This is a genomic window from Chromobacterium haemolyticum DSM 19808, assembly GCF_000711885.1.
In the GTDB taxonomy this organism is placed as follows: Bacteria; Pseudomonadota; Gammaproteobacteria; order Burkholderiales; family Chromobacteriaceae; genus Chromobacterium; species Chromobacterium haemolyticum.
Map to the genome: position 1 here is coordinate 57,367 of NZ_KL543997.1, position 16,854 is coordinate 74,220.

The window sequence follows — 16,854 nt, forward strand, 5'->3', positions numbered from 1 at the left end:
GCATTTCGAAGCCGTACTCACCGTGCAACGCTCCACGACGCGTAGCAGATCGTAAACAGGTTCTTAGGTATCATTCAGTATCCAAACCCATCCCGCCGCGAGCCCCCATGTCCCTGCCCACCCCGCCCTTGCCGGATTCCCTGTCCCTTGCAGCCTTCCTCCTATTGGCGCTCGCCCTGCTGGCGGAAAGCCTGCGCCTGCGCTGGCCCTCCCGGCTGGCCGCGCTCAGCAGCGCCGGCATCGCCGTCGCTTGCGGCCTGGTGCAGCCCTTGGGCGCGGCGGCCCTCCTCGCCGCCCTCGCCGTCAGCCTGGCCGCGATCCGCTACCGCCGGCCGGAGTTGTGGCTGGTCTGGATCGCTCTGCTGCTGGCGCTGGCGCTGCACGCGCTGCCCGGCTTCGACAACCCCTTGCTCTGGCAAGGCCTGAGCACGCCGAACAGCGCGCCCTATCGGCTGTACTGGAGTTACGACAAAGGCTCCGCCGGCTGGCTGCTGCTGATGGTGCTGGCGGCCAGTCCGCAGGTGGAGCGGCGCTGGGGACCGGCCGCCGCCGGCGTTGGAGCGCTGCTGTTGCTGATCGTGCTGGGCCTGGCCAGCGTGGCCGGCGTCATCGCCTGGGCGCCGAAATGGCCGTACTGGCTGCTGCCCTGGCTGTTCGCCAATTTCTTCCTGGTCTCGCTGGCGGAGGAAGCCTTCTTCCGCGCCGGCCTGCAACGCTGGCTGGAACTGCGCACCGAACCCTTCGCCGCCTTGATGGCCGCCTCCGTGGCCTTTGGCCTGGTCCATGTTGCCGGCGGTTGGGTCTGGGTCGGCCTGGCTACCCTCGCCGGCCTGGGTTACGGCCTGGTTTACGCCGCCACCCGCCAGGTCTTGTGGGCGGTGCTGGCTCACGTCGCTTTCAACGCTGTGCACCTGATTCTGTTCACTTATCCGCGGCTGATGTGATATGCCCTAAGTACCTTGATGTCAAAATAAAAAACCATAACGGCAGCAGGCCCCAATCGGGTAAAATCACGCCTTTAGCCTCAACCAGCGAGCTTCTCCGCCATGATTGAAGTCGGCATCGTGATGGGTAGCAACAGCGATTGGGAAGTCATGCAGAACGCCGCCCGCGTGCTCAAGGACTTCGGCATCGCTTGTGAAACCCGCGTCGTCTCCGCCCACCGTACTCCCGACCTGCTGTTCCAATACGCAGAAACCGCTGCCGAGCGCGGCCTGAAGGCCATCATCGCCGGAGCCGGCGGCGCCGCCCACCTGCCGGGCATGCTGGCCGCCAAGACCCATCTGCCGGTGCTGGGCGTGCCGGTGCCGTCCAAATACCTGCGCGGCGAGGATTCGCTGCTCTCCATCGTGCAAATGCCCAAGGGCATCCCGGTGGCCACCTTCGCCATCGGCGAGGCCGGCGCCGCCAACGCCGCGCTGTTCGCCGTGGCCATGCTGGCCGCCACCCGCCCGGAACTGGCGGAACAGCTGATCGCCTTCCGTCGCCAGCAGGAACAGACCGTGCTGGCGATGACCTTGCCGGAGATCGAATAATGTCCGCCATCCTGCCCCCGGCAATGCTGGGCATCCTGGGCGGCGGCCAATTGGGCCGCATGTTCGCCGTGGCCGCCAAAACCATGGGCTACCGCGTTACCGTGCTGGACCCGGACGAAGCCGCGCCGGCGGCGGATTTCGCCGACCGGCACCTGTGCGCGCCGTTCAACGACCCGGCCGCGCTGGAAGATCTGGCCAGGAGCTGCGCCGCCGTCACCACCGAATTCGAAAACGTCAACGCCGACGCCATGCGCGTCCTGGCCAAGACCACCCGCGTGTCGCCATCCGGCGACTGCGTCGCCATCGCTCAGGACCGCATTGCGGAGAAAGGCTGGATCCGCAAGGCCGGCTTGCCCACCGCCCCCTATCTGGCCATCCAGAGTGTGGAAGACATTCAGGTTGAGCTCGCGCCCTACCTGCCCGGCATCCTGAAAACCGCCCGCCTGGGCTATGACGGCAAGGGCCAGGTGCGGGTCGGCACCGCGGAAGAAGCGCGCGCCGCCTACGCCAATCTGGGCGGTCAAGCCTGCGTGCTGGAAAAGATGCTGGACCTGCAGCTGGAAGTGTCCGCCATCGTCACCCGAGTCAGCGCCACCCAGTGCGCGGTGTTCCCGGTGGCGGAGAATATCCACGTCGGCGGCATCCTGGACGAATCCATCGTGCCGGCGCGCATCAAGCCGGCGCTGGCGGCCGAAGCCCAAAGCATGGCGCTCAAGCTGGCCGAGGCGCTGGACTACGTCGGCGTGCTGGCGGTGGAGTTCTTCGTGCTGGCCGACGACAGCCTGGTGGTCAACGAGATCGCGCCGCGGCCGCACAACTCCGGACACTACACGCTCACCGCCTGCCTCACCGACCAGTTCCAGCAACAGGTGCGCGCAATGTGCGGCCTGCTGCCGGGCCGCACCGACCTGCTCAGCCCGGTGGTGATGGTCAACCTGCTGGGCGACGTGTGGAAGGACAACGGCGGCCAGCCCAATTGGGACGTGCTGGCGGAAGCGCCCAACGCCCAACTGCATCTGTATGGCAAGAAAAGCGCGCGCCCCGGCCGCAAGATGGGCCACTTCAATGTGATGGCGGCCACCGCCGACGAAGCCTTGGACCAGGCCCGGGCCTTGAAGGACACCTTGTAAGCGCATGGCGAAGCCTAAGAGCCCGTTCAATGTCTGCTGCGCGTCGGCGATACTGCGTTGAAAACGACTTCAGAATGCTCATGTACCACATGTACATTCCGCTTCTTCAGCCGTTTTCGCCTTGTCTCGCTCTAGCTCGCTAAACTTTGAACAGGTTCTTACAGAACTTCGCCATTTTTCCGCCATGACACTGAACGGACTGAATCACCTGACCCTGGCGGTGCGCGATCTGGAGCGCGCCTGGGATTTCTACGCCGGCATCCTGGGCTGCCAGCCCCACGCGCGCTGGGACAGCGGTGGCTATCTGAGCCTGGGCGGCCTGTGGCTGTGCCTGTCCTTGGAACCCGACGCCGTACCGCCCGCCGGCTACACCCATTACGCCTTCGGCGTCGACGCCGCCGACTTCCCGGCCTGGCGCGAACGCCTGGCCGCCGCCGGCGTCCGCCAATGGCGGGACAACCGTAGCGAGGGCGACTCGCTCTACTTCCTGGACCCGGACGGCCATCAACTGGAACTGCATGTCGGCACGCTGGCCTCGCGGCTGGCCGCCTGCCGCGCCCGGCCTTACGCCGGCATGCGCTTTTTCGACGAGGCCCCGGCGTGAACGCCGACATCGCCGCGCTGCGCACCGGACTCAGCGCCGCCGCCGTCCCGGAGCAGGCCGCGCCGATGCGCGCCTATATGCGCGAGCGGTTCGACTTTCTCGGCGTGCCCACGCCGGCGCGCCGAAAAGTATCCACGCCCTGGATCCGCGCGCTCAAGACCCACTCCGCGGAATACTGCCTGGACCTGGCCGAGCAACTGTGGCGGCAACCGGAACGCGAATTCCAATACGCGGCGGTGGACCTGCTGACCGCGCGCGCCGAGGAACTGCCGGCCGCCAGCCTGCCGCGGCTGCTGGCCCTCGCCGCCGCCAAGCCCTGGTGGGACTGCGTGGACGGCTTGGCCGCCTGGGTGGTCGGCGCACTGGTACGCCGGCACCCGGACTTGCAACACGATATGGACGCCCTCAGTGGCGATGCCGACTTCTGGCTGCGCCGCGTCGCCATCCTGCACCAGTTGCGCTGGAAAGCCGACACCGACGCCGAACGCCTGTTCCGCTACTGCGCCGCGAATGCCGGCGACGCCGAATTCTTCATCCGCAAGGCCATAGGTTGGGCCTTACGCGAATACGCTTACACCGACGCCAACGCCGTGCGCGCCTTTGTAGCGGCCACGCCGCTATCCGGGCTCAGCCGGCGCGAAGCCTTGAAACACATTGCCCGTTCCACCGAGGATTTCCGATGACCGGACTCAACACCACCCAACTGACCAGCTTGAAGAAAATCTACTCCGGCAAGGTCCGCGACCTGTACGAGATCGACGACCAGCGCATGCTGATGATCGCCACCGACCGGCTGTCCGCCTTCGACGTGATCCTGGACGACCCCATTCCCGGCAAGGGCCAGATTCTCACCGCCATCTCCAACTTCTGGTTCGACAAGCTCAAAGACCTGGTGCCCTGCCACCTGACCGGCGACGCGCCGGAAGACGTAGTCTCCGCCGCCGATCTGCCGCAAGTGGCCGGCCGCGCGGTGGTGGCCAAGCGCCTGAAGCCGGTGCCGATCGAAGCCGTGGTGCGCGGCTACCTGGCCGGCTCCGGCTGGAAGGAGTACCGCCAAAGCGGCACCGTCTGCGGCCTGGCGCTGCCGGCCGGCCTGCGCGAGGCGGACAAGCTGCCCGAACCCATCTTCACCCCGTCCACCAAGGCGGCAGTGGGCGATCACGACGAAAACATCAGCTACCAGCGCTGCGAGGAAATCGTCGGCGCCGAGCTGGCCGCCCAGGTGCGCGACACCGCCATCAAGCTCTACCGCGCCGCCGCCGAATTCGCCGCCAGCCGCGGCATCATCATCTGCGACACCAAGTTCGAGTTCGGCCTGGACGAAAACGGCGTGCTGACGCTGATGGATGAAGCGCTGACCCCGGACTCCAGCCGCTTCTGGCCGGCGGACAGCTACGCGCCGGGTGGCAACCCGCCGTCCTTCGACAAGCAGTTCGTCCGCGACTGGCTGGAAGCCTCCGGCTGGGACAAGCAGGCGCCGGCGCCGGCGGTGCCGCTGGAAGTGCGCGAGAAGACCGCGGCCAAGTATAAAGAAGCGCTGGACAGGCTGACCGCCTGAGAACCTGCTTACGATCTGCTGCGCTTCAGCGATACCGCGTTAAAAATGAGCTCAAAATGCTCATGTACCACTCGTACATTCCGCTTTTTCGCTCGTTTTCGCCTTGTCTCGCCTTAGCTCGCGAGATCGTAAACAGATTCCAAGTTCCCACCCAAGCCCCGCCCTAGCGGGGCTTGCTTTTTGCCGCGTTTCATATGACATTGGCGACTCAACCCCGCGACAGGAAACCCCGATGAAAACCGCCCTGCTGATCATAGACGTGCAAAGCGGCATGTTCGACCACGAACCGCGCGCCGACCAGGCCGACGCCGTCATCGCCCGCCTCAATCAACTGGCCGCCGCCGCGCGCGCGGCGGGAACACCGGTGGTCTGGGTTCAGCATGAACGCGCCAGCGCGCCGCTGACCCACGGCTCGGCGGAATGGCGGCTGGCCCGCGGCCTGGACGCGCAGCCGGACGACCACTATCTGCGCAAGACCACGCCGGATTCCTTCCTGCGCACCGGCCTGCATGAGCAGCTGCAACAATGGGGCGTCGGCCAATTGGTCATCGCAGGCTACGCCAGCGAATTCTGCATCGACACCACCACCCGCAGCGCGGCGGCCCACGGCTACGCCATCATCCTGGTCAGCGACGCACACACCACCCACGACAAGGACCATGCCAGCGCCGCCCAGATCCGCGCCCATGAAAACGCCACTCTGCCCAAGCTGGGCAGTTTCGGCGTGCCCATCCTGCTGCGCGCGGCGGCCGAGATCGCCTTCCCCGCCAACGCCTGACCCGCATGCCCATCGTCCAACCCACCCTCAGCACGCCGCGCCTGCTACTCTTGCCGGCGCAGCCCGCGCTGGCGCGCGCGATGCTCGATTTCCACGTCCGCAACCGCCAGCACTTCGAACCCTGGGACCCGAAGCCCGGCGACATGTTCTTCACCGAGCTGTACTGGACCATGCAGCTGCGCCAGCGCGTACGCGACTGGGAAGAAGGCCGCGGCGGCCGCTTCCTGCTGGCGCTGCACGCCGAGCCGGAACGGGTGATCGGCAGCGTCGGCCTCAGCAACATCAGCCGCGGCGCTTTCCAATCCTGCCACCTGGGCTACGGCCTGGACCAACACTGCCAAGGCCAGGGCCTTATGCGCGAAGCGCTGGAAGCGGTGATACGCTGCGCCTTCGACACCCTTAGGCTGCATCGGATCCAAGCCAACTACCAGCCGCATAATCTGCGCAGCGCCGGCCTGCTCAAACGCCTGGGCTTCGAGATAGAAGGCCACGCCAAGAACTATCTCTATCTGAACGGCGGCTGGCGCGACCACGTGCTGACCTCGCGGCTCAACCCGGACTTCGACCCGGAACACATGCTGGCCTGAAAGATTGTCCACCACCTCCCCGCCAGGCCGGCGGGCTCATGACGTGACGGTTTCCAGCCTTTCAACGCCTCCTGCAAGCACCGCGGCAAAGTCTCCAGCAAGGCCCACACCCCCTTGCCGCGCACTTGCGCCTTTTCGGCGTGATCCAACATCAACCTCTCGATGGCGACGCAAACGCAAGGACATTTGGATAGCGCTTGCCAGCATCGTCGCCCCATGTTCTGCTGTGAAGCCGCCGCTCTACCGCAACCCTGATGCCGCGGCGTAGTCAAAACAGGCCATAAAAGGGCTCACCGCCATGCAAACCTTCCACCTGAACGCCGACGACGGGGAAACCCTGCACGCCGCCTGCTGGCTGCCGGACGGCGCGCCCCGCGCCGTGGTGCTGATCTCCCACGGCATGAGCGAATACGCGGTGCGCTACCACCGCTTCGCCCAAACGCTGACCGCCGCCGGCTACGCGGTCTACGCCCACGACCACCGCGGCCACGGCGCCGCGCCGCGGCTGCGCGGCTATTTCGCCGCCGAGAACGGCTGGGACAAGGTGGTGGCCGACGTGGAGACCCTGCGCCGCCACGCGGCGGAACGCCACCCCAGCCTGCCAGTGGCCCTGTTCGGCCACAGCATGGGCTCTTTCATCGCCCGCGCTTATTTCCTGCGCCACGGTGCGGCGCTGTCCGGACTGGCGCTATCCGCCACCGGCTACCGCCAGCGGCCGCTGGCCTGGCTGCTGCGCGGCCTGGCGCGGCTGGTGGCCCGCTGCGGCAGCCCGGAACGGCCTAGCCGGCTGCTGGCGCGGCTGATTTTCGGCAGCTTCAACCTGGGCTTCCTGCCCGCCCGCACCAGCATGGACTGGCTGAGCCGCGACCCGGCGGAAGTGGATAAATACCTGGTGGACCCGCTGTGCGGATTCGACCCCTGCCCCGGCCTGTGGATAGATTTGTTCGGCGGCATCATCGCCATGGAGCGTGGCGAGGCGAGCGGCGACAGCCTGCCGCGCCGCTGTCCGGTCTGGCTGTTGGCGGGCAGCCGCGATCCGGTCAGCCTGGGCAAACTGGGCCTGGGCCAGTTGGAAATCCGCTACCGCGAAGCCGGCCTGCTCGACGTGCGGACCACGGTCTACCCCGGCGGCCGCCACGAAATGCTGAACGAAACCAACCGGGTGGAAGTGGAGCAGGACATGCTGCGCTGGCTGGAGCGGATAAGCGCGCAGCCGGCCGGCGCGGGTTCAGCCTGAGAGCCTGTTCACAATTCTTTTTCAGCACTTTGAAACCTTGCTAGCTAGGCAGGAAACCGCGTATTCGACGCGCCCCAACCCCCTTCAAGCCTGCCGACGGGTGGCAGGCCCGAGGTCTTAAGCGGCGGCCCTGTTTGAGCGATTTGACGCTAGCAAATCGCGAGTTCAGCCTCGCCTCGGTGCCTGACGGAACCGAACGGGAAGCCGCAGGCCAGGCTTGCTGGGCGGCCTTTGGGGGACTACGTGCGAATCTTTGATTCGCTCAGTGATAGGGAGATTTGACCGCGCAAATTCCCCTTTCCGTTTTATTCCCTCGCGACGCTGCGCTTGCCTCGCTCGGTCACGGCGGAACCGGCCCTAAATCATCATCCTCGCAGCGGATTCACGGCATTGGGCAATGGTTCCGAACCGGAAGGATTAGAAACAGCTCCCAAGCGCGCTGGCGCGAATTGGACTAAAATCCGGCGATTCGTTTTTCGCAGGAGGCCGCCATGAGCCTGATTCCCGAGATCAAACCGCAGCAATCGCTGGAACTGCTCAAAGAGCTGCACATCCTGACCCGCGATGGCAAGATCAACCAGGACACCCGCCGCAAGCTGAAGCAGGTGTACCACCTGTACCAGTTCATCGAACCGCTGATGGCCGATGTGCTGGCGGAAAAAGGCGAGATGAGCCTGGCCGACCACGGCGCCGGCAAATCCTATCTGGGCTTCATCCTTTACGACCTGTTCCTGAAGGACAAAGCCGCCGGCAGCGTCTACGGCATCGAAACCCGGCCGGAACTGGTCAGCCGCTCGCAGGAACTGGCCGCCCGCCTGGGCTTCGAGCGCATGGGCTTTTTGAACCTGAGCGTGGAGCAGTCGATCACCTCGGACCAACTGCCGGAGCAGGTGGACATCATCACCGCGCTGCACGCCTGCAACACCGCCACCGACGACGCCATCCGCTTCGCGCTGGCCAAGAACGCACGCTACATCGTGCTGGTGCCTTGCTGCCAGGCGGAAGTGGCCGGCGTGCTGCGTCAGAAGAAAAACCAGAGCTTCGGCCTGACTCCGCTGTCCGAAATATGGCGCCACCCCATCCATACCCGCGAGTTCGGCAGCCATCTGACCAATGTGCTGCGCTGCCTGCAGTTGGAAGCGCGCGGCTATCAACTCACCGTCACCGAACTGGTGGGCTGGGAGCACTCGATGAAGAACGAGCTGATCATCGCCAAATACACCGGCCAGCGCAAAAACAGCGCGCGCGAACGCCAGGAGGCGATTCTGAAAGAGTTGAACCTGGAAGACCTGCGCGAGCGCTTCGTTTACTAGTCGCCAGTTCAAAGGCTTTAATGATTCGCGGGTTGCGGCATCATTGCCACTGACACCCGTCGCCTCGGCCCGTTTCCGGGCCCTGAGCATAATGGGGACGACGCACCCGGACCGCCTCGCGCGGCCGGCCTCGCCCCCGCCCGCTTCTCCTCCCGCCTCAGATTCTTTCGAGCGTCTCTCCGCGTCCGCCGGGGGCCCTTCCCAGGAGCCCGACATGAATATCAGCGCCAACGGCATCAAACTGATCCAGCAATTCGAAGGCCTGCGCCTCAAGGCTTACCAGGACGCGGTGGGCGTCTGGACCATAGGCTACGGCCATACCGGTCCGGACGTGACGCCGGGCCTGGTCATCACCCAGGCCCAGGCCGACGCGCTGCTGGCGCGCGACCTGAGCCGCTTTGAAACCGGCGTCACCCGGCTGGTTCAGGTGCCGCTGAATCAGAACCAGTTCGACGCGCTGGTCAGCTTCAGCTACAACCTGGGCCTGGGCTCGCTGCAGAACTCCACGCTGCTGCGCCTGCTCAATCAGCGCGACTACGCCGGCGCGGCCGCCCAGTTCCCTCGCTGGAACAAGGCCGGCGGCAAGGTCTTGCCTGGCCTCACCCGCCGCCGCGCGGCGGAGCAAGCGCTGTTTCTGCAACCGGTCTGAGCGAGTGGTCTGAGCCATGAAAAAAGCCCAAGCGAATGCTTGGGCTTTTTTTACGGAACGCGGCAAACTCAGCCACCCCGCCGCCATGTCTTATTGCGGCGATTGCACCAGTTGGGACTCTTTCACCCCTTTTTGACCTTCGGCCTCGTCCACGCTCTGCAGCTTGTTGCGAGCGTACAGCACGCCCATCTTCACTTCCTGCCAAACGTAGTAAATCTTGCCAGCCACCATGTCCAGGGTCAGGCTGGAATCATTCTCGGCCTTGCCCACCAGTGTGTGCGAGCCCGGCTCCAGATCAGCCATGATATAGGTTTTGGCCACGGTATCGCCCAGGGTCTTGTTGTCGGCTAGCACATTCATTTTCACTGCGGCGCCTATCGCTTCATTGCGGTAGATGTAAACGCGGGCCTTGGCAGGCTGAGCGTTGAACTGTTTGGCCTGGGCGTCGGCCTCGGGCGTCGCCAGCGTGGTGGAGGCGCAGCCGGACAGCAGCGCCAGCAGAGAAGCAGCGGCAAATAGTTTTTTCACGGAAAGTTCTTTCTTATATTTAAATGGTATGGCGGCGGGGATTCTACATGCAAATATTCCGCCCTGCATCCATCCATTTTCACTTTCCCGAAATACCGAACCGGCCCCGGGGCCCCGGCTCAATCCTCGTCCGCCAGCACCGTCTCGCCGTCGCGCTGCGTCAGCGTGAAACGGCGCAGCGGCCGGTGACGCGCAATCAGCTCCGCCAGCCGCGGCGAATGGCTGGTCACCCACAGCTGGCTGTGGCGGCCCGCCTCCGCGATCAGCCGCGCCAGCGCCGGCAGCAAGTCCGGGTGCAGGCTGTTTTCCGGTTCGTTCAAGGCCATGAACGCCGGCGGGCGCGGGCTGAGCAAGGCCACCGCCAGGCATAGGAAACGCAGGGTGCCGTCGGACAATTCGGCCGCCTCCAGCGGCCGCAGAATGCCGTCGCGCTGCATCAGCATCTGGAAACGGCCATGCAGCGCCTCCACCTGGAAGCGGCTGTCCGGAAAGGCGTCGGCCAGCACGCTGCGCAACAGCTCGACGTCGCCGATCTCCACGATGGTCTGGAAGGCCGACGCCAGGTTGCCGCCGTCGTGCGCCAGCACCGGCGAGCGGATGCCCACCTGCGGCGCGCGCGGCGGCGAGCCGGGCCACACCGCGAACTCATGATAGAAGCGCCAGCGCCGCAACGTCTCGCGCACTTGCGATACTTCGGGATAGAGATGCGGCTCCGACAACTGGCCAAATACCGATTCCTCGGCTTGCAGGCCCAATGGATAGGTCGTCCTGACCCCGTCCACGCTGGTAAGAAAGGCGCTTTGATTGCGCCGCTCCAGCACTTGGGCCGAAGGGCGGCGGCCCTGGCCGGCCAGCCACAGCGTCTCCTCCTTCACCAGCGGGTCCAGCGAGAACAGGCTGAGGCTGGGCTCGGGGTAGCCCAGCTGCAATTCGTAGTCGTAATCGGCCAGCCGCGCCGCCAGCGTCATGCGCTTGGGCTCGCCCTTGCGGTCCCCGCGGCGCAGGCCGCCGGCCCACATCGCCTTCTGAATGCCGCCTTCTTCCGCCAGCGCCGCGGACAGGCGACCGCAAGCAGCCTCGTGCAGCAGGCGCACCGCTTTGTAGAGATTGGATTTGCCGCAACCGTTGGGACCGACGACGACATTGAGGGGCTCCAGTACCAACCGCAGCTGGCGGATGGATCGAAAACCCTTGAGGCTGAGCTCGTGAATGGACATGGCGGCTCCGGTGACGACGGAGCCGCCATTCTAGCGCGGACGCGCCGTTTTACTGCAGCGCCTGGTTGATCACCATGGCGATGCGCGCGCCGGCCTTGGCCAGTTGCTGTTTGACCAGTTGAGCGCCGGCGGTCTGGTAGGTGCGGTCCAGGTAGGCCACGTCGCTGGGCGCGCTGCCGCAGCTGAAGTTGGACAGCGGGCCGTACACCTCGCTGCGCGCGTACTGGTTGGATTCCTTGATCCAGTCATTGACCTGCCCGCTCTGCCAGCCGGCGATGTTGCGCGCGTAGTACTTGAGGTCCTGCGCCGCCCAGCTCTGCTCGTTGGCGCCGTTCAGCGCTTGCTGCACCAGCGCGGTGTCCCACACCGAATGCAAATTGCTGACCTTGCTGCTGCCGGCCAGGCGCACGCGGACGTCGTTGCCGCCGCGGTCGTGGTTGTCGGCCGCGTGCAAAGGCTGGTGAATGTCGCCGATCATATGAAGCAGGAAGGTCAGCGCCTGAGCGCGGGCGGACTTGCTCGCACTCTTGTCGGCCAGCACCTTGCTGTAGCGCGCAATCTGGTTGGACGCGCAGTTGCCGCTGGGGCAGTCGTCCTCTTCCACCCCGTCGCACACCGGCTCGTCGTTGTAATGCCATTGATCAGAACCCGGCAGCTGCTGCTTTAATTCCTGCTTGTGCTGGTCCATGTACAGGGCCAGCTGGGCGAAGTCCGCGTTGGGGATCAATTGATTGACCGCGGCCTTGGCTTGAGGGCTCAGCAATTGCTGGGCGATATAACCGGTGATGCGGTGGCCTTCCTGACCCCAGGCCAGCGCTTGGGCGCTGGGCAGCGCGAAAGCGGCGGACAGCAGCATGGCAAGCGTGAGTTTCTTCATGATGGTTTCTCTTCTGATTGTGATGGGCCGCGGGCGGCGAAATGCCGGCCACTTTTATGGCGAACGCATATTACCTGAAAATCATTAAACTAAAATGCCATTCAGATTTCACGTGAAGATAAACCGCAGGCGCAAAAAAACCCGGCATTGCCGGGCTGGGTGTCTGCTACCTATCCATTGTGGACTCAGTCGGTACCGTACTTGGGAGAATACGGGCCATACAGCAAACCACCGTTATAGCCGGTGCTGAATAGACGCTGGCTGGTGATGCCGGCTACATCGTGGCTGGCGTCGGTGGCGGTGTTGATGATCTGTTTCAAGGCCGCGGTCACCAGAATGCCCACCAGGCCGCCGGAGTTATTGTTGTTGCCTTCGTTGTTGGAAGCGGAGGCGGAACCGGTCCACAGCACCGCACCGGTCTTCAGGTCCACCATCTTGGCGCTGGCGGACACGATGGTGTCGCTGCTGATTACGCTGTAGCTGGTGCCGTACTTGCTCACTGTCACGTACAGGGCCGCATCCGCGCCAAAGATTTCCTTCAGCTTGGCCGGAGCCACGCCGTGGATGTCCGAAGCCGTGCTCATGCCGTTCTGCTTGAAGGTTTCTTCCACCAGCGTCACCGGCAGCACATAGTAGCCGGCTTCGGCCAGCGGCATGGTGACTTGCGACAGCATGCTGAGGCTGGCGGCCACTTCCGGCGATTCGTTCAACGGCGGCAGCACCAGAATGGAACGAGGACGGCTTTGCTTGTAAGCGGTGTAGTCGTAGGACTTGGGAGTGGCGCAGCCGGTGGCCAGCGCCGCGATGGCCAGGCAAGCCAGCCATTGGGCAATGCGTTTGATCATGGTGCGGTCTTTCACTTCTTGGCTTTTTTCAGCAGGAAGTCCATATAGGCGGCGGACTCCGGAAACAGCTGCTTCTCGGTCTGAAACTGCTGGACCATCTGATCGTCCTTGCCCAGGTTGGCGTACAGCATGCCCAGATGGGCATGGTAGCCCGGCGGCGGTGTCTTGCCGCTGGAACGGATCTTCTGCAGGTCGCGCTCCAGCGCGGTGACCTGCTCTTCAGCCGCCGCGCCCTTGAAGTGCTGATAGACCTGAGGCTGGTAGCTTTCCCACTGGTACAGCGAGCTTTGGCTGGCGCAGCCGGTCAACAATGCGCCGCCCAACAGGGCCAGCGCCCATAGCGGCGTTTTCGCCATCTTGTGTTTCATGATGTTCAATCTTGTAATAGCTATCACGGGCGGGCCGCAAGACCCGTCCTGTAATCATTCGAGGCTTGCTTAACGCTTAAAGCCGTTAACAAAACCTCGCAGAGAACCTGAGCCAAGGCGCGCCGACGCAGACAGTACAAGTCGTACGACAAGGAGGCGCAACGCAGGGTCAGGAGTTTTGTTAGCGGGTCTTATTTGCCCGGCTGCCAGGCGCCGGAATCTATGGCTGCGGTCAGCCTGTTCACCGCCTCGCGCATCGCCAGGTCCAGCACCTTGCCATTCAGTGTGGAGTCATAGCTGGCGGTGCCCCCGAAGCCGATAATTTCCCGGTTGGACAGACTGTACTCGCCGGCGCCCTGAGTGGAGTACACCACTTCCGAGGTGGCCACCTTGACAATGTTGAGGTTGACCTTGGCGTAAGCAATCTGCTGTTTGCCGCGGCCGAGAATGCCGAATAGCTGATGGTCGCCCACTTCCTTGCGGCCGAATTCGGTCACATCGCCGGTCACCACATAGGCGGCGCCCTTGACCGCCTGCGCCTGCTTGCTAAACGCGGCTTCCTGCTTCATTTCTTCCAGGTTGTCGCGGTCCAGAACATTGAAGCGGTTGGTCTGCTGCAAATGGGTGATCAGAATGGTCTTGGCCTGGCCGCCCAAACGGTCCACGCCGTCGGAGAAAATGCCGCGCATATAGCTGGAGCGGTTATCGAACTTGCCCACCGCGATAGGAGAACGTGGGCCGGCGTAAGGCTTGCCGGCGGTTTCCACCTGGGCCACCGTCAGCGCGCGCGAGCTTTCCGTCGCGCAGCCGCTCAACCCTGCGGCCGCGGCCATGGCGAGTACCAGGCATTTCTTTGCGATCTTCATTGTTATTCTCTCAAAACATCCAACACAGAAAGTCGAACATCATACTAACCGCCACGTGCAGGGTCGACGCAATTTATGCCAAAACAGCAACGACTTATCTGCGCTGAACCCAGTCTAGCCAGTGCTTGCAAGCGGCCCCTGGCGCCGCTGCGCCACACCGCCAAACCAAAGGCATGAAAAAACCCGGCCGTGGCCGGGTGGTTTGCACTGGAGTGGACCGCGCTCAACGTGGCCGGTCGCCCAGTATGGTGGCGCGGTGCATCACTCGCCGCTGCGGCAGGTAATCCGCCACCGCGTAATGCTGGGTGACGCGGTTGTCCCAGAACGCCAGGTCGTTTTCCTTCCAGCGCCAGCGCACGGTGAATTCCGGCCGCGCGGCATGGGCGAACAGCAGGGCCAGCAAGGCCTCGCTCTCACGCGGCGCCAGCTCCAGAATCCGAGTGGTGAAGCCCTCGTTGACGAACAAGCCCTTGCGGCCGGTGACGGGATGGGTCCGCACCACCGGATGCACTACTGGCGGATGATCACGGCTGGCCTGTTGCCAGCGCGCGTATTGCGGCGTGTCCTTAAAACGGCTTTCCGGGAAAGAGTGGATAAAGCTGTGTTCGGCGCTGAGGCCGTCAAGCAATGTGCGCAAGGCCGGCGACAAGGCCTCGTAAGCGGCGCTGTTGCTGCTCCACAGCGTGTCGCCGCCCACGTCCGGCAGCTGCCGCGCCGACAGCACCGCGCCCAACGGCGGGGTGGTGATGAAGGTAACGTCGGTGTGCCAATTGTCGTTGTCCGGCAAGTTGTCGACGTGGGTGTCCAGCACAATGATTTCCGGCTGCTCCGCCACCGTTGGGTAGACCGGATGCAGATGCAGATCGCCGAAGCGGGCGGCGAAGTCACGCTGCTGGCGCGGCGTCAGCGGCTGGTTCTCGAAGAACAGCACCTGGTGACGCAGCAGCGCGGCTTCAATCGCGTCGCGCTCGGCGTCTGACAGCGGCGCGCTCAAGTCCACGCCGGAGACAATGGCCCCCAGGGCCGGACTAAGGGCTTGCAGTTGCAGGCTCATGAATGTGTGCTCCCTATCCGCGCGGCGGATTCAATACCAAGAAAAACGAAAATCAGATCAGAAACGCTCAGGCGCGGCCCAGCCGGCGAAACGCCGTTCCACCCAACGCAGCCCCAGCTCCAGCGCCAACGCAATCCAGGCGATGATCAGGATGCCGGCGATCACCGCGTCGGTGACCAGGAACTGGGCGGCGGACTGCACCATGAAACCCAGGCCGCGGGTGGCGGCCACCAGCTCCGCCGCCACCAGCGTGGACCAGCCCACGCCCAACCCGATGCGCAGCCCGGTCAGGATGTCCGGCAACGCGCTGGGCAGCACCACCAGCCGCAGCAGCTGACCACGGCTGGCGCCCAGCGAGCGCGCGGCCTGCAGCCGCGCCGGGTCCGCTCGGCGCACGCCGGCGGCGGTGGCGATAGCCAGCGGCGCGAAGATGGCGAGATAAATCAGCAGCACTTTGCTGACCTCGCCGATGCCGAACCAGATCACGATCAAGGGCAGATAAGCCAAGGGCGGCACCGGCCGATAAAACTCGATCAATGGATCCAGCGCCGCATGCGCGCGCCGGCTCAGGCCCATCAACATGCCCAGCGGCACCGCGGTGGCCGCGGCCAGCAATAGCGCCAGGCCCACCCGGCCCAGGCTGGCGGCGGCGTGACGCCACAGGCTGGCGTCCATGAAGCCGTTGACCGCCAGATCCGCTAGCCTCGTCGCCACCTGAGCAGGGCCGGGCAGAAATAGCGGCGACACCAGCCCGCCGGCGCTGGCCGCCCACCACAACAACAGCAGGCCGCCCACCGACAGCGCGCTGGGCCAGCGCCGGCGCCAGGCGGCGCGGCCAGGGACGGGAGGATGTGCTGGCGGCGGCGCGCTTAGCTCGGCTTGCGCGGCCGGGCCCAATTCAGTCAGTTCAAGCGGCGGCATGGTCGGCCTCCTCCGCGCGGAAAATCCAGTCCAGCAAATGCTCGCGCATGGCGATGAAGGCGGGATCGGCCTTGATCGAGCGCGCCGATTCGCCGGCGGCGTAGCGATGGGCGAAACCCAGCTTCTGCCGCAGCGCGATACGGCCGGGGCGCGGTGTCAGCACCAAAAGCTCGGTGCCGAGGAACAACGCTTCCTCAATGCTGTGGGTAATCAGGAAAATGCCCTTGCCGCTGCGCTGCCACAGGCTGAGGATCAACGACTGCATCTTTTCCCGGGTCAACGCGTCCAGCGCGCCCAGCGGCTCGTCCAGCAGCAGGAAATCGGGATCGGCCGCCAACGCGCGCGCCAGACCCAGACGCTGGCGCATGCCGCCGGACATCTGGCTGAGCGCGTGGCCGGCGAAAGCCTCCAGCCCCACCCAGCCCAACATGCGGCGCGCCTCGAGCCGCCGCTGCTCGCGCGGCACCCCGCGCAGGCGCAGGCCGAAAGCCACATTGTCTTCGGCGTTGAGCCAGGGCATCAGCGCGTCGTCCTGGAACACCACGCCGCGATCCGCGCCCGGCCCGCGCACGGGGCGGCCGTTGGCCAGCACCCGGCCCTGGCTGGGCGCCTGGAAACCAGCCATCAGCCCCAGCAAAGTGGACTTGCCGCAGCCGGACGGCCCCAAGGCCACCACGATTTCGCCGGAGTGCAGCTCCAGCGACACCCGGTCCAAGGCTTGCACAGGACCGGACGGGCCGGCGTAGCTGACGCCGGCGTTTTCCACGATCAAGCTCGCCATCGCGGC

General features: G+C 64.9%; 20 protein-coding genes. 11 read left to right on the forward strand and 9 right to left on the reverse strand.

From position 1 onward, the window contains the following. The first annotated feature begins 107 nt into the window (after nucleotides 1-107). From BR71_RS22440 to BR71_RS22490, 11 genes are all read left to right on the forward strand, one after another. Nucleotides 108-944 carry a CPBP family intramembrane glutamic endopeptidase gene (locus BR71_RS22440; protein ID WP_156039088.1) on the forward strand — a complete coding sequence of 279 codons (837 nt, stop codon included), beginning with the start codon at nucleotides 108-110 and terminating at the stop codon, nucleotides 942-944. 102 nt (nucleotides 945-1,046) lie between these two features. After that, nucleotides 1,047-1,535 (forward strand): 5-(carboxyamino)imidazole ribonucleotide mutase, encoded by a 489-nt coding sequence (gene purE / locus BR71_RS22445; protein ID WP_043642380.1) that lies wholly within the window; start codon nucleotides 1,047-1,049, stop codon nucleotides 1,533-1,535. Next, nucleotides 1,535-2,665, forward strand: a complete 1,131-nt coding sequence (locus tag BR71_RS22450; protein ID WP_043642382.1) for a 5-(carboxyamino)imidazole ribonucleotide synthase — start codon at nucleotides 1,535-1,537, stop codon at nucleotides 2,663-2,665. The genes purE and BR71_RS22450 overlap by 1 nt, the downstream gene beginning before the upstream one ends. 184 nt (nucleotides 2,666-2,849) lie before the next feature. After that, on the forward strand, nucleotides 2,850-3,269 hold the full coding sequence (locus BR71_RS22455) for a fosfomycin resistance glutathione transferase (protein ID WP_043642384.1): 420 nt from the start codon (nucleotides 2,850-2,852) through the stop codon (nucleotides 3,267-3,269). Further along, nucleotides 3,266-3,952 carry a DNA alkylation repair protein gene (locus BR71_RS22460; RefSeq protein WP_052371026.1) on the forward strand — a complete coding sequence of 229 codons (687 nt, stop codon included), beginning with the start codon at nucleotides 3,266-3,268 and terminating at the stop codon, nucleotides 3,950-3,952. The genes BR71_RS22455 and BR71_RS22460 overlap by 4 nt, the downstream gene beginning before the upstream one ends. Then, nucleotides 3,949-4,827: a phosphoribosylaminoimidazolesuccinocarboxamide synthase gene (locus BR71_RS22465; protein WP_043642387.1), complete on the forward strand. Its 879-nt coding sequence runs from the start codon at nucleotides 3,949-3,951 to the stop codon at nucleotides 4,825-4,827. Before BR71_RS22460 ends, BR71_RS22465 begins: the two co-directional genes overlap by 4 nt. A gap of 232 nt (nucleotides 4,828-5,059) precedes the next feature. Further along, entirely contained in the window at nucleotides 5,060-5,605 is a 546-nt protein-coding gene (locus BR71_RS22470; RefSeq protein WP_043642389.1) for a cysteine hydrolase family protein, read from the forward strand. Between the two features lie 5 nt (nucleotides 5,606-5,610). Continuing rightward, nucleotides 5,611-6,192 carry a GNAT family N-acetyltransferase gene (locus BR71_RS22475; protein ID WP_043642391.1) on the forward strand — a complete coding sequence of 194 codons (582 nt, stop codon included), beginning with the start codon at nucleotides 5,611-5,613 and terminating at the stop codon, nucleotides 6,190-6,192. Between the two features lie 298 nt (nucleotides 6,193-6,490). Then, nucleotides 6,491-7,429: an alpha/beta hydrolase gene (locus BR71_RS22480; RefSeq protein ID WP_043642393.1), complete on the forward strand. Its 939-nt coding sequence runs from the start codon at nucleotides 6,491-6,493 to the stop codon at nucleotides 7,427-7,429. Between the two features lie 491 nt (nucleotides 7,430-7,920). Continuing rightward, nucleotides 7,921-8,742, forward strand: coding sequence for a class I SAM-dependent methyltransferase (locus BR71_RS22485; protein ID WP_043642396.1), 822 nt, complete (start codon nucleotides 7,921-7,923; stop codon nucleotides 8,740-8,742). A 214-nt stretch (nucleotides 8,743-8,956) separates the two neighbouring features. Then, the gene (locus BR71_RS22490) at nucleotides 8,957-9,391 is read left to right on the forward strand and encodes a lysozyme (RefSeq protein ID WP_043642398.1); all 435 of its coding nucleotides are present in this window, start codon (nucleotides 8,957-8,959) and stop codon (nucleotides 9,389-9,391) included. Between the two features lie 90 nt (nucleotides 9,392-9,481). Here the strand turns inward: BR71_RS22490 and BR71_RS22495 are convergent, their stop codons facing one another. From BR71_RS22495 to BR71_RS22535, 9 genes are all read right to left on the reverse strand, one after another. Continuing rightward, a complete protein-coding gene (locus tag BR71_RS22495) occupies nucleotides 9,482-9,919 on the reverse strand; it encodes a DUF2846 domain-containing protein (RefSeq protein WP_043642400.1) in 438 nt (145 codons plus the stop codon). Between the two features lie 119 nt (nucleotides 9,920-10,038). Next, nucleotides 10,039-11,136 (reverse strand): AAA family ATPase, encoded by a 1,098-nt coding sequence (locus BR71_RS22500; protein ID WP_043642402.1) that lies wholly within the window; start codon nucleotides 11,134-11,136, stop codon nucleotides 10,039-10,041. A gap of 49 nt (nucleotides 11,137-11,185) precedes the next feature. Beyond that, the gene (locus BR71_RS22505; protein ID WP_052371028.1) at nucleotides 11,186-12,013 is read right to left on the reverse strand and encodes a S1/P1 nuclease; all 828 of its coding nucleotides are present in this window, start codon (nucleotides 12,011-12,013) and stop codon (nucleotides 11,186-11,188) included. A gap of 185 nt (nucleotides 12,014-12,198) precedes the next feature. Beyond that, entirely contained in the window at nucleotides 12,199-12,858 is a 660-nt protein-coding gene (locus BR71_RS22510; RefSeq protein ID WP_043642468.1) for a DUF799 domain-containing protein, read from the reverse strand. Nucleotides 12,859-12,869: 11 nt separating this feature from the next. Beyond that, entirely contained in the window at nucleotides 12,870-13,226 is a 357-nt protein-coding gene (locus BR71_RS22515) for a DUF4810 domain-containing protein (RefSeq protein WP_043642405.1), read from the reverse strand. 191 nt (nucleotides 13,227-13,417) lie between these two features. Continuing rightward, nucleotides 13,418-14,092 (reverse strand): CsgG/HfaB family protein, encoded by a 675-nt coding sequence (locus BR71_RS22520; protein ID WP_043642407.1) that lies wholly within the window; start codon nucleotides 14,090-14,092, stop codon nucleotides 13,418-13,420. Nucleotides 14,093-14,315: 223 nt separating this feature from the next. Continuing rightward, a complete protein-coding gene (tauD, locus tag BR71_RS22525; protein ID WP_043642409.1) occupies nucleotides 14,316-15,146 on the reverse strand; it encodes a taurine dioxygenase in 831 nt (276 codons plus the stop codon). A gap of 57 nt (nucleotides 15,147-15,203) precedes the next feature. Beyond that, nucleotides 15,204-16,067 carry a taurine ABC transporter permease TauC gene (tauC, locus tag BR71_RS22530; protein ID WP_043642411.1) on the reverse strand — a complete coding sequence of 288 codons (864 nt, stop codon included), beginning with the start codon at nucleotides 16,065-16,067 and terminating at the stop codon, nucleotides 15,204-15,206. Beyond that, a complete protein-coding gene (locus BR71_RS22535) occupies nucleotides 16,054-16,848 on the reverse strand; it encodes a taurine ABC transporter ATP-binding protein (protein WP_043642471.1) in 795 nt (264 codons plus the stop codon). The genes tauC and BR71_RS22535 overlap by 14 nt, the downstream gene beginning before the upstream one ends. Nucleotides 16,849-16,854: the final 6 nt, after the last annotated feature.

Excerpts from the sequence above, each read along its gene's own strand:
- BR71_RS22475 (WP_043642391.1), top strand. The coding sequence starts at position 5,611 with ATGCCCATCGTCCAACCCACCCTCAGCACGCCGCGCCTGCTACTCTTG.
- BR71_RS22455 (WP_043642384.1), top strand. The coding sequence starts at position 2,850 with ATGACACTGAACGGACTGAATCACCTGACCCTGGCGGTGCGCGATCTG.
- BR71_RS22520 (WP_043642407.1), bottom strand. The coding sequence starts at position 14,092 with ATGAAGATCGCAAAGAAATGCCTGGTACTCGCCATGGCCGCGGCCGCA.
- BR71_RS22535 (WP_043642471.1), bottom strand. The coding sequence starts at position 16,848 with ATGGCGAGCTTGATCGTGGAAAACGCCGGCGTCAGCTACGCCGGCCCG.
- tauD (WP_043642409.1), bottom strand. The coding sequence starts at position 15,146 with ATGAGCCTGCAACTGCAAGCCCTTAGTCCGGCCCTGGGGGCCATTGTC.
- BR71_RS22465 (WP_043642387.1), top strand. The coding sequence starts at position 3,949 with ATGACCGGACTCAACACCACCCAACTGACCAGCTTGAAGAAAATCTAC.
- BR71_RS22450 (WP_043642382.1), top strand. The coding sequence starts at position 1,535 with ATGTCCGCCATCCTGCCCCCGGCAATGCTGGGCATCCTGGGCGGCGGC.
- BR71_RS22490 (WP_043642398.1), top strand. The coding sequence starts at position 8,957 with ATGAATATCAGCGCCAACGGCATCAAACTGATCCAGCAATTCGAAGGC.
- tauC (WP_043642411.1), bottom strand. The coding sequence starts at position 16,067 with ATGCCGCCGCTTGAACTGACTGAATTGGGCCCGGCCGCGCAAGCCGAG.
- BR71_RS22500 (WP_043642402.1), bottom strand. The coding sequence starts at position 11,136 with ATGTCCATTCACGAGCTCAGCCTCAAGGGTTTTCGATCCATCCGCCAG.
- BR71_RS22485 (WP_043642396.1), top strand. The coding sequence starts at position 7,921 with ATGAGCCTGATTCCCGAGATCAAACCGCAGCAATCGCTGGAACTGCTC.
- BR71_RS22515 (WP_043642405.1), bottom strand. The coding sequence starts at position 13,226 with ATGAAACACAAGATGGCGAAAACGCCGCTATGGGCGCTGGCCCTGTTG.
- BR71_RS22470 (WP_043642389.1), top strand. The coding sequence starts at position 5,060 with ATGAAAACCGCCCTGCTGATCATAGACGTGCAAAGCGGCATGTTCGAC.
- BR71_RS22480 (WP_043642393.1), top strand. The coding sequence starts at position 6,491 with ATGCAAACCTTCCACCTGAACGCCGACGACGGGGAAACCCTGCACGCC.
- BR71_RS22440 (WP_156039088.1), top strand. The coding sequence starts at position 108 with ATGTCCCTGCCCACCCCGCCCTTGCCGGATTCCCTGTCCCTTGCAGCC.
- purE (WP_043642380.1), top strand. The coding sequence starts at position 1,047 with ATGATTGAAGTCGGCATCGTGATGGGTAGCAACAGCGATTGGGAAGTC.
- BR71_RS22505 (WP_052371028.1), bottom strand. The coding sequence starts at position 12,013 with ATGAAGAAACTCACGCTTGCCATGCTGCTGTCCGCCGCTTTCGCGCTG.
- BR71_RS22510 (WP_043642468.1), bottom strand. The coding sequence starts at position 12,858 with ATGATCAAACGCATTGCCCAATGGCTGGCTTGCCTGGCCATCGCGGCG.